The following is a 15,181-nucleotide window of genomic DNA, read 5'->3' as shown; positions in this document are numbered from 1 at the left end:
TTATTCTAAAATCTCTTTTAAGCCCTTTAATGTATCCTTATTTGTAGCTAAGAACACCTTTTTATAATAATCTACCAGTTTATCCTGCTGGGCTTTGTAGGTTTGTTTATCAAAACTCTTTATTGCCAAGACCCTGCTCTTCCACAAATCCAGATCTAAAGGCAACAGGGTTTGGTCTACCCTGGTATTAGCTTCTGCCCAGGGCAAACCGGTACTTGCCAAAACCAATTTCCTATACTCAATAGCTTCAAAGAAAACATGGCAAAAACTCTCTGATATCGATGAAATGACCACCAGATCAACCTTTGCCAGGCGCTCTGCAAATGTAAGCCTATTGTAACTACCGCAAAACTTAACTCGTGCGGAAATTCCCAGGGAGTTAACAAGTTCATCGAGGCGTTTGTTATATTTTTCGTCGTTTCTGGAACCGTGTATCTCAAGGCAAACATCTGTAGGAAGCCCGGCTAGCAATTCTAAGAGAAATTCAATATTCTTTATTGGTGAAACCCGGCCAAAATAGCCTAGTGTAAAAATTGTTCGGGGTTCTGTGTCAATTTCTTGCTCAGCGATCTGCCCAGAGATCACATTATTGAATTGCACCTTGGGGTAACGGTTGAATATGGTATATGAATCTTGGGCCTCTGGTAGGTTTGAATAATGTACCCAAATTTCATTTCTCGATAAGCGCAGCACTAATTCAAATACCTGTAGATATAATCGTTTTTTAGTATTCATGGCCCCTTTGAGAAGTTGCCCTCTGGGGCTTACAAGCACCTTTTTTTTAGAAACAAAAAGCAAAGCCAGAACCGGAATAACAGAAAAAGAAAAACTGTAAAGGGTATTTATCCAGATAAGATCAGATGCTCTAAAGGCCTTGATAAGCTTACCTAAAGTTATACGGCTTTCAAAATGCACATTGGGATTGTCATAATCACCTACATCATTGACCACGGGGCCTTTTATGTTCTTAGCGATAACCTGATATTTAATCCCTTCTTTGTGTAACAAATGGCAGACACCAGCCAATGATTTATTAGGGCCTCCGAAATCAGAAATGGGTGGAAAACTTGGTGTGAGTATCGTAATCAATCGCTAAGGTTTTACAGCCTTGAGAAAGCCCCCTGAGGCAACCACGCAAAGAAACAAAGAAAGTACGACTTATAAAATTACCCGGCAGGCAAATAAAGCTTCTGGTATTGTGTAGCGATCTTTGCCACCTTGAATTGCCCTGTAAATTGTGAAGCGGCCTTTAAAGATTCCGCATTTACCCCTGTAGAAATTATGCTTGCTATCGCTTCTCTTATCTGTTCAATATCATCGGGAGCAACCAAGATCGAGAAAGGAGCCAAAGACCGCATCGGCTCTAGATCTGAGGTTATTACCGGTAAATTGATGGCTTGGGCTTCTATAAGCGGTAACCCAAAACCCTCAGCATAAGATGCGAAAAACAGCACATCAGCTGCCAGATATACTGCTGTGAGTTCAGAAAAGCTAAGCCCTGATAGCACTTTTGCCCTATCAGATAATTGATGCTGAGCTAAGAGAGCATTGACAGCAGCAGTTTCTCCATGTACAAAAGTGAAATTAACATCTAGATCCTTTGCTGCTAAAATCAGGTTCTTATAGTTCTTAAGCGATTTGCTGCCCAACTGCAATATGTTGATAGGACCCTTGGGCCTGGCTGCCTTTTGAACATCTTTACTTAGCTGTTCTAGCGACGCATCCAGCGGGTTTGCAATTACCACCACTTTTTTAGCGGCTCTGGGGAAATAACAAAGCAGTTCATTTTTGGTCTGCTCGGATACCACGGTTATGATGCTGGCATACCGTACGGGTAGGGTATAAAACAGATAGGTATAAAGTTTTCTGTATCTGATCTTGCCTTTATCGAGGTAGAACAGATCATGGACAGTCAATATGCGCTTAGTAAATGGAAATGCCATGACCATATAATTACAACCCCCGGTTATATGCACCACCCTGTAGATTACTAACAGACTGCGTAAAAAGCAAGCCAGAAAAGTAAGGAGATCATAAGTGCGTTTTAGCCGGATCTTCTTAGGGAGTATTATTGTATCCTTTGATGATTCCCAATACGCAGTCAACTGGTCGAAAACATGCTCAATGCTATAATTACCCGGGTTGGGTTTGCGATAGACAAAATGAACTTTCTGCCTTCTCATGGTCTAAATAAGCTTTTTTACCCGGCCCCAGAGCCCATTCAACCTGGCTTGAGCTGTAGTTTGAATACTCCTGAACTGTATATAAAGTAAAAGGGTACTTATTAAGAACATAAGACCTGTCCAAAGCCCGTTTAACCCGCGGTAATCTATGTAAAAAGTAGCGGCCAATGACATTGTCACCAAAGGATTAATAAGAAAAGAAGAGGCATTGTTCACTTTGTACTCCATAGCTCTTGAGTAGCAGAAAGGAAGCCATAAGATACTGGATAGCAACTCGGCCACAATGAAAGAGATCACAATTCCCTTGACCCCCATGGGATATAATAGATAAATACCCAGCATCAGCGCAGCAGAGCGCAAGAAGGCGGTAAATACTATGGTCCTTGCTTTATTGATACCCATTAGAAAGGTATACAAGACCGCACCGTAATTCTTTAGTACTGCTGCAACTGCCAGGCCATAGAAAAGCATCGGTCTGAATCTTATCTTACCACTGGTCCAGATCTCGAAGACCGGTTCTATCAGAAAAATAGATGCCGTAAACCCGACAACCAATAAACTACCGGTTATGGACCAATAATAACTAAAGATACGCATCAGTCTTTCTCGCATCTTGTTGGCGTAAAGGTTTATCATCTCGGGGCCTAAAGGGCTTAAGATTATGTCCCCTACCTTAACGCTGAAATTCACAATAGAGCGGGTTGCTACAAAAGCCGGTAAGAATTCTGTGCCTAAAAGCGGAGAGATCACAAGAAGCACCCCATCACTAACAAACCGCTCCATAAAGGTACTTACCATATAGGCGACTGAACGCCTGAAGTTCTTTAACCCCAGTTTGAAACTTCCGTGCTTCCACCAGGGAAAATACTCGGGGAGGAGTTTTTTTATGTAGACCAAAATACCCAACGAATAAAGGCTTTTGGTGATAAACCAGATCAGCGTCATTTTAATCAGTGAAATACCGGTAAAAGCGGCCGAAGTGAGCACTACAAACTCAATAAGACGTTCTATAATGGAGAACTGATAAGACTTGTATATATAGCCGAAAGGGTTTAGGATCTTGACCAGTAAACCTCGGTATGAGCCAATTGTAATACGATAAAGGAACAACAAGAAGAGTATAATAGCGACCTCATCATAGGTCATCTTGCTATCGATAAAAAAATTAAAAGCCCCTATCCTGTATATTACCCAAAGGATGAGCATTTGGGCAAGACCGGACAGTATATTCACTCGAAAGGCCGCGCCAAGTGTATCTTTGGCCTTTTCCTTATCCAGGTTAACAAGGGTATTGAAGGCATTACCTACGTAGGTATTATGCCCAAACTCCACCACCTGTATCAGGTTATACAGGGCGTAAATTGCTATCCAGCTACCGTAGGTAGCGGCATCCCAATAGCGGATCAGCAAAGGAATAAGTAAAAGGGAATACAAGGTAAAACCCCCTGTCTGCAGCCCTTTATATACAAATGATTTGCTTAGTTTATTAGTCAAAAGTTGTTATGGGATGTTTGTTGAAAATTTAAAACAATTCTTTAGAACATGGCAGCAAATTCTGCTTAAAGTGCAGAATTAAGCTGAATAACAGGCAGGACTCCCTCAATAACCGTCATACAATCTGGTCTCGAACTTAAACGCATCGGATAATTTATCTTGGAATTCACCTTTAAGATATTCAATCTCATTCTCTGTGGCGGGGGCACTCTTTTTTGAACTTATCGCAGGCATTTTGCTAAGTTTTCCCTGTAAACCTAAACGCACATCGATATCGGCCAGGGCACTGTTCATTTCTTCCATTTTATATACTTTGTCTACCAGGGGTTTTCCATCAGCGCCCAGGTAGAGCTTTGAGGCTGTGATCTTTAAATATGCCTTTTTAGCTATGTACTGTTGGGGAGTTGCTATATATCCTTTGAGCTTTTGCCATTGATAATGAGAGATTAGTTTGGCCAGGGGTTCACGCTCGAAACAAAAGGTGAAATAGGCATCCCAGGTTGATCTGCCAAGACTCTTTATCATTTTTTCGGCTGAAATATGATTGGTATAGCTGCTTTGTTTTAAATGCTTTATACTTCGCAGAAGATCTGCAGGTTTCTGATCTGACCAGGGGATGTGATAATTCTGAGCAGTCCTGCCGGAGATCTTCGCTCTTAGTTTCTCATCTGTCTTATCCATTGGCGTTAAAACATCACCATCTTGGCAGATAGTACTCAATGCTATTTCAACAGACGTACTGGCCGTTTTACGAGTCTTAATGAAGATGAATTTATGATGGTGAGAGATGATCATACCGCTTGGTCAGAAATTGTAGTTTAAAAGACGGCAATCGCGCTGGTATAATTGGCTTACTACAACTTGGGTGTTTGCACTATAATAGTCTTTATAGTACTTCTGGCCGGTAGTTTTAATGCTTATTTGGCACAGGAGCCGTGGGTAAATGGCCAACCACTTCAGGCTTTTGGGTGATAAAAGAGCACTGGGTTTGGTGGCATTATCCTTGCGCAATGGTAATACAGGCAACCCCATTTGCTGACAGCAGTATTTCCAATCGGATTGTACATTTTCTAACCTGCCAATAAAACTCACCGCCTGCTTATCATCTTTATCGAATAAGAAATCGGTCTGTGGTCTGTAAAACCAATGCCTGTCCCTTATCAGCAATTCCAAATATTCATTGACAAAAGTTGTGAAATCTATCAAAGAGGCTAAGCCACTATACCGATAAAGGGATACTGTCCTCGCCCAGGGATCGCGCACAAAGCCAAAACTAAAACTATCGGCATATACCTCGGGGGTCAAATGACCACAACTCACATATTGCATAGCAGTAAGATGCGCCAGCCGCGGCGGGCCTATGGCCGGATCCTCGTTTTTGCGCAACAAAAATGCTGCCCCGGCTGTTGTTCTATCCTTTCCCAAATGTTTCAAAAGGGCATTTTCCATGCTTTGCCCCGCTGTTTTTGGTACATGCACAAAGACTGTATTGCAACTTTTAATGATCATTCAGCAGGATAATTAAAAGACTTAAAATCAACAGCATACACCTTTAAAAGAAGTTCTCTATCAGCCTGGCTAAGCACTTCACTGACCGGGGGCCGGCCAGAAGGCTTCTTCCAGGGCAGCTCACCGGGGTGATAATCTTTTAAAAGCCGGTTGTAATCTTGCATTAGCTCCTCAAAGCGGATAATTTTCTTGGGGTAATCCTGGCTCCCTTTTATCCAATGCGCCTGTGGCATGAACATGATCTCGCGATCCCTGTAAACAGGGTTCTTTTCAACATGCACCTCGGCCAACCAATCGCTAAAGGATATGGATTGGGAAGCTATTTTGTTCTGGTTGTGCTTTAGCCGGTAAAAATATTGGGACACAGCCCGCTCCAGAGGATTTCTCACTGCAGTGATAACAGGTGTTTCAAGCGGGAGAGGGCGGCCGAACTTCTGTTGCCAGAATTGCTCGTATTGCGCCAAAGTATAATGAATGGCGGTTATTCCCAAGCCTTCAGTAATGGATGTACCCCCAGTACGGTTTATATGAATGAACAGAGGCTTGGCACCACTTTGTATCTGCTGCAAGTAGCTGTTCAGTTGCTTGGAACGGATCCAGCTTAAATAGACCTTCTTATATAAATACCAGTCTTTATAGATCATAATTAAAATGCTTGGCCAAAGGATCGAAAAATTGGTGATAGGTCTTTAATTCATGCTCCTTAAGCTGCCCCCAATTTAAGGGTTTGGGTTTAATTGACAGACCCAGATGGTATTTAAGACGCTGTCTGTAGCCGGGTCTGGAATTTGTCTGCGGAAGTTTAAAGTCATCGGGGAATACAGGCAGACCCAAGTCTTCTTGCATCTTGTTCAAAGCAATTACATCGGCAATTATCTCCTCAAATTTGTACCAATTAATATCTGAGTTGGCAAAGTACACCAAAGTCTTGGCATAATACCAACAAAGCCGCTCAAAACGAGTGGCCGAGCCCCATTGAGAGTAGAAGGGATCTTCTTCAACCGGCAAACGATACTCACCTTTATCAGTTGGTGTAACGGTGTTTCTTACATAAACACTTTCTAGGTAGGTCTTAGGGTGTCTAACTATATGAGCAACCTTCCAGCCAAAATGCTGCCGCAAGAGGTCTCCGGTAAACCTGTAATATGGATTTACGGCAACGTAATGTGCCGTGTTTAAGGTTGTGGCAAACTGGTCCTCGCTTTTTAAATAAGTAAGTACCTCCTCCCTATTATCAGAAGATTGACTTCTAAATAAAAAGTGGGGGCTATCAATGGCAGATCTTTCATGAAAACTGCGGACTCCCCCTAGCTTATCCAAACTTTGGCTTAAACTCAGGGTTGCGGTTCTGCCTTGCGAGGTAATTAATACTTTATTCATTGCACCCCGACTGTTTGCATGAGCTCAACGATCTTGTCGATCTGATTTGAGACAACAGGTTTGGTCTGGGGGATATCGTTGTTGAGTGTCTTACAGAATGCAGCGTAGATCTCCTCTATATCCAAGGGGTTAAAACTAACAGAGGGTTCAAGTACTTCGTAGGTATAATCCAGATCTGCACCCAGTACTTTTAGGTCGAATTGCATGGATTCAACCAAACCAAGCGGTAAGCATTCGGCCAAAGATGGAAAGATCATATATTCTGCCGCGGCGTAGTAACTGCTTAAATCACCATGAGCTATATAGCCGATATTTTTGATAGGTATTCCCTGCTCTTGCAACTTTTTGATTAGTGCAAAGGTCTCTTGAAAAAATTCAGGCACTGTAACGACGAGTTCACCCTTACCATGCTCTTTATAAAATTTTTCGAATGCAACCAGAAGTCTTGGGTGGTTCTTGTGCTCTGCCCCACTACTAACATATATGAATGAATTCTCAACGGTTGTTATGGTCTTGTCAGGATCGGGTAAGGAAGGATAAAAGGGCATTACCCAAACCATATCTTGGGCTAAACTATATCGTTTTATGAGACCTTTCTTTATGGTTGGTGTTTGTACCAGAAAGTTATTGGTATTTTTAATCAGAGCACCTAAGATACCCGATTTCAACTTAAGTGTATATTTTTGTATAAAACCAATATTCTTAGGCACTTCTAAATAAAGTGATTGATGAAAAAAGGTGTACACGCTACCCTTGCATTTAACTGATGGGGGCAGATTACCAAAACACAATATTCTGTCGAAACGGTCCTTGTTCTTTTTGTAGAACCTATGGCGTTTAAAAAGACTGGCCGGCATGTATTCTACTCTATCTTTAGGAATCTCTGTATAATTATCAATAAGACGAGCATCCAGCAGGTAATAACAATTAAGACCTTTAGCCTCAAAGGTTTCAATAAGATAATCTAGCAGTACTTTTCCTCCACTTTGATTTATGTACAGCGCGTCTAAAAGAACCATGGTATAGTGAGATGTTTTGGACTGATTATTAGAATAGCAAAAATAACCAATTAGCTCTCAAAACACAGTTTTAAAGCCAGAATTAATGTGTCCCTAACTCCTTGAGTGTGATAAAAAATACCGGAGGTGAGATTTTGGCCAATTGGCCTCAAGATGTCTTCTGTTGATTACTTGTCCACCCCTGCTGTAATAATGCTTAAAATCAGTGCCACTGTAGATATACTTGTAATATTTATTACTAATCTCCAAGGCTTTATCAGGGAAGTGTTGCATACCGCCATAGGTCCATGCAAAATGCGTGCAATGATAATTGAGTTTTTGCTCGAGGATCTCTTTATTCTCTCGCAATTGATAATCGATCTCTTCTTCATCCAGATCGGCAAGATTATAATGGTCTAAAGTGTGCGATCCGATAAGATGACCACGATCGTGCAGATCTTTAATCTGATCCCAGTTCATGGGGCTTTTGTTAAAGGTAACTACACGCTCATTGAATCCTGCTTGATATTCCAAATCAGATTCTGGGTAATTTGCATTGATAAAAAAGGTTCCACGCGTTCCAAATTCCTCTAATACAGGCGCAATCACGGAATAACATTCTTCAAAGCCATCGTCATAAGTAAAGGTCATGTATATGCGGTCATCAATCTCATTTTTCTCTATTCGTTCGACAGCCTCAGGCAAAGTGATAAAGGTGGCAAAATTATTCAGGTATGCCATAAAATCATGCATTACTTTCTTGTCTTCTGAACTAGGCACATTTGGAGTAACATGATGGCTATTTATGATATGAACCCCACTGATGGGTCTTCTCAGATTCCCGAAGATCCTTAGGTAAATGTCTCGTACTGTTTGTCTCATTAAACGGTATAACCTTATCGGATAAGACAAAAATAAACAATCATAGGTGTTTCTAAAGCAACTCCAGCTTTCTTTTTATCTTCTGGATCGGGAGCTTCTTCGTTCTAAAAAAGGCACCCTACTGGATTGGGTGTAGCAATAATATAAGTGAACAAGGTCTAAAAAGTGTCAATATCCAAATAACTCAATGCCCATTTCGAACTTGCATAATTCTGCAGTGTTTCGTCATTTTTAGACATGATACCCCAGTTTATTCCTTTACCTATCTTCATGAACAATGATCTTTTGTAAAACCGAAATAATCCGTGATCCTCTGATAGATAGGTAGAAATCAAATCAGGGCGGACATCTCTTCTGAATCGTTTTAACAAAAGTCTGAAAGTAGCATAATTGTAGTTCTTTAAAAAAACCTCACCGATCACCGCGTGTTTAACCTGATTGTCTATTAATTTAAAAACTATTATCGACCCCTCGAATTCGAAGAATTTATAACCCTCATCTACACTAGACAATCTCCATGTAATGAAATCTTGATCATATGCGGTTTGAATCACATTATCTCCTAAGAATTCCCTTCTCTTTTCAAAAAGATCTTCAAATATAGAGAAATCAAACTCCTGGTTTGGGGTAGGCTCAGGGCGTCGAATGACGAACGACTCTTTTATGCGCCTTATTACCTTAGCGGGCTTATAAATTTTGGTCAATCTGTAGGCATCATGCCGGTAATGCCATCCTAACTTCTTGTATCCCAACATGGACTTCTCAACAGAAACATTATAGATTAGATCATTCGGGTGCTCATCCAAAAAAACCAAATTCAACTTTGAGAAAATCCCTCTTCTTTGGTACTTTGGATTGATACAGGTACCATGAAACTGCCAGGAATTGCAATTGACATTATACAAAGGCCATATAATAGCACCTCTAGCACCTACAAACAAATCATCATCCCTGCAAGTCAATAGATAACTGTGGTCATTTAAAAAGGCCCATTTGGTCTTGTTGAACACCCCATCCGATGGATTCTTCCAGATCGCTGTCTGCAATTCAGCTAAGTCCTTTATGCTCTTTAGACTATTGTCTTGATATATTTCCATAAATAATAAATTCTCAATCTTACTCGAATTTAAGTATTCTTTTAAGTAAGGTTTTTATAATTAGTCTTCAAAGTCAAGTTAATTCTGATAAAAACAATATTTTAAGAATAGAATAGGACAAAACCTAAAAATAGATAAATTGGAAAAAGATGTAATCCCTAAAAGAAAAGTCAAAAGTAGAACAAGATGGATTCCTATCAACTAATATCTAACATAAATAAATAAATAGGTCCATGTGAGTTTAATTTTAGAGATGATTTTAATTGAACGCTATGTACTTCAAATATCCAAGACCTCAATTAATTTAATACTTTACAAACTTAAAGTAAACTAAAAGTCACGTTCAATTCGATGGTAGAAGAAATTCTTCAGTATTAAGTAAATTAGAATAATCCCAACAAAAGACATCAGTGATGTAATTGGAGAACGAACAAAGAAGAAGAGCATGGGATAGAACATAGCCCCAATAACCAAATCCAATGACCGGGAACGGGTGCACTTGATGAAAAAATTCTCGCTGGCCTTTAGACCCCAACCTATGAAAAATACTGCAATAAGGCTGTAATACCCAAAATCCACGAACAATTCTCCAGTGAAGCCAAGGGCCGCACTATGATGCTCACTTACTTTTTCAACTTTTCGTATAAACCAATAGCCCAACATAGTAGGTTTTTCTGGCCAAATAATTCGTGGTACCCAAAAGTAGAATATAAAGCTACTTGCCTTGCCCAATTCATGATGGTTATCAGGATGTTCGTAATAAGTAATCAATTTAGTGGTTATATCCACAACTCGTTCATTACTTCCGAAGGCGCCTACTTTCTGCGGGAGTGTTCTATGTGGGTTATCGATCTGAGTCATTGTGATTAACTCTGGCTCGAACCCATCACGGACCTGTTTCATAATAATTGAAGAAAAGAAAAGCAGTATCACACCCAATCCAAGGAAAATGTAATTTCGCAGTGTAAGCTTATTCTTTTTTAGGCTTAAACTGACAATAGCGAGTCCAAGGACTGAAAAAAGTAGTGGAAAACGTGTGCCAATAAGAAATAATAGAAACCAAATAGGAGTGGATAGTATTATTGCCCAAACAATTCTCGATTTTTTCAGGGTCATAAAATAATAAGCATACGCTGCTGGTAAGACATAAGCAAATGAATCTATAACTGAACCAACAAAACCGGTACTAGATTCATTTATTGCAAATCCTCGACCAAATACATAAGATTTCAAAGCAAATGGTAAGGTATACGCAAAATAGATAGCCGTAAGCGCAATCATGAAGACTAGAGATGACTTTTTTAGCCCTCTGCGGCTTCGGGAATCATCATTTGGGTCGTTGGTTGACATAACCGCCATAGTATTACTATAATAACCTAGAATTACAAGGTTGTTGGCTACCATAAAGTACTTCACTGTGGGAAGTATATTCTCTAAAAAGGTTAGGTAGTGTGAGGTATTTATCTCTGAAATAATAATAAACTGGAAAGCCGCTAACCAAACATGGAGTAGATTTATTTTACCGACACGAATGAAATCGACAACAAGGAAAGTAGACAAAAAGTAAAAATATACATGTCCCAGACGCAGGTAATCATGCTCTAGCAATGTGTAAATACTGAGCACTAAAACAATAATCCATATTGAAAATCTAGCTCTTATCTATTTGGTCTTTAATAAGTATGAATACGAAAGTTTAAAGTGTAAGATTTAAGAGAATCGAATGCTTTTTTTCTAAACCTTTGAATAGCTATTAACTCCGCGCCGGCGATATCCCGAAAATCATGTTGATAGTAAGGGACTAGTCTTACCATTTTTGGAGCATTGATAACTTACAGCTTAAATAAAATTTTAAAACTAAAATAAGACTTTATGAAATCAATTAATGTTTAATTCGATCAAATTTCGTTCGATCAAGCTTTAAAAATCATTAGACCAGGAAAACTTAAGTAAAGAAAGAAGCTTTAAATAATTCTTTCTACGAACATTTTTAGGATGGGCAAAAAGTTTGCATAATCTCGATAAATTGAAAATCTTAATCAAGCACCATAACAAAATAGTTAAATTCCATGTTTGATTATTTATCTTACATAAATGTTTTTGACTTACTTCTGAAGAAAAATTATTTTTCGCAATTCGACTAGAGCCACTACCATTTGAACCCCAAAGAATAAAGCCGGTGCGAAAATTAAACTGGTTACTCCCAGATCAAGCACCTTAACCAAAAGATAAGCTACTGGGAAATAGCATAAAATAATCAAAGCAGAAAGGAACCCCTGTATCCGAATGTTGTTGGTCGCGTTGAGAAAATTGGTAAAAATACTCGAGACAATAACGGCAAAAATAAATAAAAAAGCCGCCAAATTGATCTCGGGAGATATCTCAAAATCGTTCGAAATCCAGATCTTGTAAACAAAGGTAGAAACCAGGTACATCAGTACCAAGATCACTATCAAGGCGGCAGCTATCATGAGCTTTCTTTTAAACAGTAGCTTTAATTTTTGCCCTTTTTTATTGATGTAATACTGGCTGATACTGGTCCACATCGTTTGCAAAATAATGTTGAGCAGTATCACGGTAAAACTATAGTATTTAACTGCTACTTGATATTCTGCCGTGAGATCTGATGAGAACCACTGGGTAATGAAAATGGGAGTGATGGCTTGCAAAAGCCCCGAGCTCATTTGAATAAGAAAAAAGAGTGCTCCGTTCTTTAAGATTATCGCGATATACTTTTTGTCAAACCCTGACAAGGTTGGAGCAAATTCTGGTCTAACGATCCTGAAAAAATGCAAGGAGACGAAGATCAGGATGAGCAATGGGCTGAATGTGTAGACATAGGCCACATTCCAGAACTTACCATCAATATTCAAATAAAAACAGAGCATTACCAAACCCAGAATGGTCGCATTGCTTAGCATGGGAATCAAAAAGGTCATGTAAGAGCGATTGAACGAGAAATAGATCTTTCCTATGATCTTCAAAACCATTTGCAACATGAAGAACCCAAAGACAAATAGTGCGAGTATATTGAAATTGATCTGGCTACTGTTCACTACAACATTCCAGTCAAATAGACCGTGTAAAAGTACTAGGATAAGATAGAGCCCTAAAAGAAAGATGAAGATCGAAATATAGGCTGTAGAAATTACCTGTTGCGCATTCTTACGCTGATCTTTAACCAAGTGAAAGGTAAGCTCATTACGCAAACCATTACCAAATCCCCCATCTAAATAACTTATCCAGTTGCAAATAGAGAAAATGGTCAACCATATACCATAATCTGATTTGCCCATGTACCTAAACAAGTAGCTAATAGTAATTACTGAAAATAGTACGCTGAAAAAGTTGAACAGGATACCAAGGGACGCCTGTCTCACAATCGTATCTTGTAAACCCCTGTTTATCAGCGATCTTAATCTAAGCATCTCTCAAGTTGATCAACGGAATTTGCAGTCCGCAATTATAGAATCATTCCCGCAGCCACCGTTTCATGAGTAGCATCGTCTATCAGGATAAAACTGCCTGTTATTCGGTTATCCCTGTATTCATCCATCATAATAGGACGCGTGGTACGCACAGAAATCCTCCCTATATCATTCATTTTAAGGTCTTTGTCCTCCTCGTTGCGATTGTATGTATTGATATCGATTTTATATAGCACGTTCTTTATCATAGCCTTAGGCTCATTGGAAGTGTGCATCAGGGTGTACTTTGCTCTGGGGCGGGCAGGGTTGTTGTGTAACCAGCAGATCATCGCATCAAATTCCTGCCTGGGTTCGGGCTGGTTATTGGTCTTAACGATCATATCTCCTCTCGATATATCGATATCGTCTTCTAGGGTAACACTAACAGACATAGGGGCAAAAGCCTCATCTACAGGGCCATCGTAAGTGTCTATACCCTTTATCTTTGAGGTGAACCCAGATGGCATTACGGTGATATCATCTCCGGGTCTTAGAATTCCACTTGCCAATCGCCCGGCATAACCGCGGTAATCAATGAACCCTTCTCGCTGCGGGCGTAATACGGTCTGCACCGGGAAACGAGCATCTATTTTATTAAGATCAGAAGAAATATGCAGATTCTCCAAAACGCTTAAAAGTGTTGCACCCTGGTACCAATCCATGTGCTCAGAGCGATTCACTACGTTATCGCCATTCAAAGCGCTGATAGGAATAAACCGGATATCCTTTACCAGCAATTTAGATGAAAATTCCTCGAACTGTGTAATGATATCATTGTAGACCTGCTCAGAGTAATCCACCAGGTCCATTTTATTTATACAGACTATAACATGTGGTATCTGCAGCAGTGAGGCAATAAAAGAGTGCCTTTTGGTCTGTTCGATCACCCCATGGCGGGCATCTATTAGTATAAGCGCAGCGTTCGCAGTTGAGGCCCCGGTAACCATATTACGGGTATATTGTATGTGCCCTGGGGTATCGGCAATTATAAATTTACGCTTAGGAGTGGTAAAATATCTGTAGGCAACATCTATGGTAATACCTTGCTCGCGCTCATCGCGCAGACCATCCGTAAAAAGAGCCAGGTCTACCCCTTCATGCCCTTTGCGTTTACTGGTGTTAGAGACAGCCTCTAGCTGGTCCTCGAAAATTGATTTGCTATCGTATAATAGTCTACCTATCAGGGTACTTTTACCATCATCTACACTGCCTGCAGTTGTAAATCTTAGTAATTGATTATTAGAGATCTCCATAAATATTCAAATTAAAAGTAACCCTGGCGCTTACGGTCTTCCATGGCTGTTTCACTTCTTTTATCGTCACTTCTGTTACCGCGCTCGGTCTGCTTCATTGCAGAAACCTCCAAGGCTATCTTTTCCACGGTATCGGCGTCAGACTCTATCCCACCAGTGATGGTAATATCACCAAGGGTTCTAAAACGTATCTTTTTAGTGAACACTTCTTCATTCTCCTCAAGTTTCAGGAATTCAGAAACAGGTATCCAGGAATCACTGCGCCGCACTACTTTACGCTCATGCGCAAAATACAAGGATGGGATCTTGATGTTCTCGCGTTGGATATAGTTCCAAACGTCCATTTCTGTCCAGTTACTGATAGGGAAGGCTCTAAAATGCTCCCCTTCAAAATGTCTTCCGTTGAGGATATTCCACAATTCCGGACGTTGGTTCTTTGGGTCCCATTGGCCAAAGTCATCGCGGTGTGAAAAGAAACGTTCTTTTGCTCTAGCTTTTTCCTCGTCGCGTCGCCCTCCGCCGATAGCGCAGTCAACTTTATGAGATTCAATAGCGTCTAATAGCGTTGTGATCTGCAAGGCATTACGCGTTGCGTTCTTACCGCGCTCCTCTACCACTCTACCCTGATCGATAGATTCCTGCACAGAACCGACCAAAAGTTGGGCTCCGATCTCTTTTACCAGATCATCTCTAAACTGAATGGTCTCTGGAAAATTATGACCGGTGTCCACGTGCATTAAAGGAAACGGTACAGGTGCTGGATAAAAGGCCTTTTTAGCCAAATGGGTCACCACTATGGAGTCTTTTCCTCCAGAAAAAAGGATGACCGGATTTTGAAACTGTGCCCAAACTTCTCTTAAGATAAAGATGGCCTCAGATTCTAATTCGTCGAGGTAGTTTAAATAGTACTTGCTCATG

The 15,181-nt window shown here is 40.2% G+C and carries 14 protein-coding genes; all 14 read right to left on the bottom strand.

The window, feature by feature from the left end:
- The 14 genes from AC0J2F_RS12835 to cysD all read right to left on the bottom strand — a co-directional run bounded on the left by AC0J2F_RS12835 (nt 1) and on the right by cysD (nt 15,180).
- On the bottom strand, nt 1-1,089 hold the full coding sequence (locus AC0J2F_RS12835; protein WP_473007986.1) for a glycosyltransferase: 1,089 nt from the start codon (nt 1,087-1,089) through the stop codon (nt 1-3).
- Between the two features lie 77 nt (nt 1,090-1,166).
- Nucleotides 1,167-2,183, bottom strand: coding sequence for a glycosyltransferase (locus AC0J2F_RS12830; protein ID WP_473007985.1), 1,017 nt, complete (start codon nt 2,181-2,183; stop codon nt 1,167-1,169).
- Nucleotides 2,184-2,186: 3 nt separating this feature from the next.
- The gene (locus tag AC0J2F_RS12825; RefSeq protein ID WP_473007984.1) at nt 2,187-3,677 is read right to left on the bottom strand and encodes a lipopolysaccharide biosynthesis protein; all 1,491 of its coding nucleotides are present in this window, start codon (nt 3,675-3,677) and stop codon (nt 2,187-2,189) included.
- 105 nt (nt 3,678-3,782) lie between these two features.
- Nucleotides 3,783-4,472 carry a sulfotransferase family 2 domain-containing protein gene (locus tag AC0J2F_RS12820; protein ID WP_473007983.1) on the bottom strand — a complete coding sequence of 230 codons (690 nt, stop codon included), beginning with the start codon at nt 4,470-4,472 and terminating at the stop codon, nt 3,783-3,785.
- 9 nt (nt 4,473-4,481) lie between these two features.
- Nucleotides 4,482-5,186, bottom strand: a complete 705-nt coding sequence (locus tag AC0J2F_RS12815) for a sulfotransferase family 2 domain-containing protein (RefSeq protein WP_473007982.1) — start codon at nt 5,184-5,186, stop codon at nt 4,482-4,484.
- On the bottom strand, nt 5,183-5,830 hold the full coding sequence (locus AC0J2F_RS12810) for a sulfotransferase family 2 domain-containing protein (protein ID WP_473007981.1): 648 nt from the start codon (nt 5,828-5,830) through the stop codon (nt 5,183-5,185). The genes AC0J2F_RS12815 and AC0J2F_RS12810 overlap by 4 nt, the downstream gene beginning before the upstream one ends.
- Nucleotides 5,820-6,566 carry a sulfotransferase gene (locus tag AC0J2F_RS12805; protein WP_473007980.1) on the bottom strand — a complete coding sequence of 249 codons (747 nt, stop codon included), beginning with the start codon at nt 6,564-6,566 and terminating at the stop codon, nt 5,820-5,822. Before AC0J2F_RS12805 ends, AC0J2F_RS12810 begins: the two co-directional genes overlap by 11 nt.
- Nucleotides 6,563-7,585 (bottom strand): glycosyltransferase, encoded by a 1,023-nt coding sequence (locus AC0J2F_RS12800; RefSeq protein ID WP_473007979.1) that lies wholly within the window; start codon nt 7,583-7,585, stop codon nt 6,563-6,565. The genes AC0J2F_RS12805 and AC0J2F_RS12800 overlap by 4 nt, the downstream gene beginning before the upstream one ends.
- Nucleotides 7,586-7,678: 93 nt before the next feature.
- A complete protein-coding gene (locus AC0J2F_RS12795; RefSeq protein WP_473007978.1) occupies nt 7,679-8,446 on the bottom strand; it encodes a polysaccharide deacetylase family protein in 768 nt (255 codons plus the stop codon).
- 158 nt (nt 8,447-8,604) lie between these two features.
- The gene (locus AC0J2F_RS12790) at nt 8,605-9,543 is read right to left on the bottom strand and encodes a hypothetical protein (RefSeq protein ID WP_473007977.1); all 939 of its coding nucleotides are present in this window, start codon (nt 9,541-9,543) and stop codon (nt 8,605-8,607) included.
- A 330-nt stretch (nt 9,544-9,873) separates the two neighbouring features.
- Nucleotides 9,874-11,169 (bottom strand): oligosaccharide repeat unit polymerase, encoded by a 1,296-nt coding sequence (locus tag AC0J2F_RS12785; RefSeq protein WP_473007976.1) that lies wholly within the window; start codon nt 11,167-11,169, stop codon nt 9,874-9,876.
- Nucleotides 11,170-11,648: 479 nt separating this feature from the next.
- A complete protein-coding gene (locus AC0J2F_RS12780) occupies nt 11,649-12,839 on the bottom strand; it encodes an MATE family efflux transporter (protein WP_473007975.1) in 1,191 nt (396 codons plus the stop codon).
- A gap of 167 nt (nt 12,840-13,006) precedes the next feature.
- Nucleotides 13,007-14,263: a sulfate adenylyltransferase subunit CysN gene (gene cysN, locus AC0J2F_RS12775; protein WP_473007974.1), complete on the bottom strand. Its 1,257-nt coding sequence runs from the start codon at nt 14,261-14,263 to the stop codon at nt 13,007-13,009.
- An 11-nt stretch (nt 14,264-14,274) separates the two neighbouring features.
- A complete protein-coding gene (gene cysD / locus AC0J2F_RS12770; RefSeq protein ID WP_473007973.1) occupies nt 14,275-15,180 on the bottom strand; it encodes a sulfate adenylyltransferase subunit CysD in 906 nt (301 codons plus the stop codon).
- Between the last annotated feature and the right edge of the window lies 1 nt (nt 15,181).

It is taken from the genome of Gilvibacter sp. CC01 (assembly GCF_055755295.1).
The sequence above is the reverse complement of the archived record's forward strand: the minus strand, read 5'-3'. Positions and strand labels throughout refer to the sequence as shown.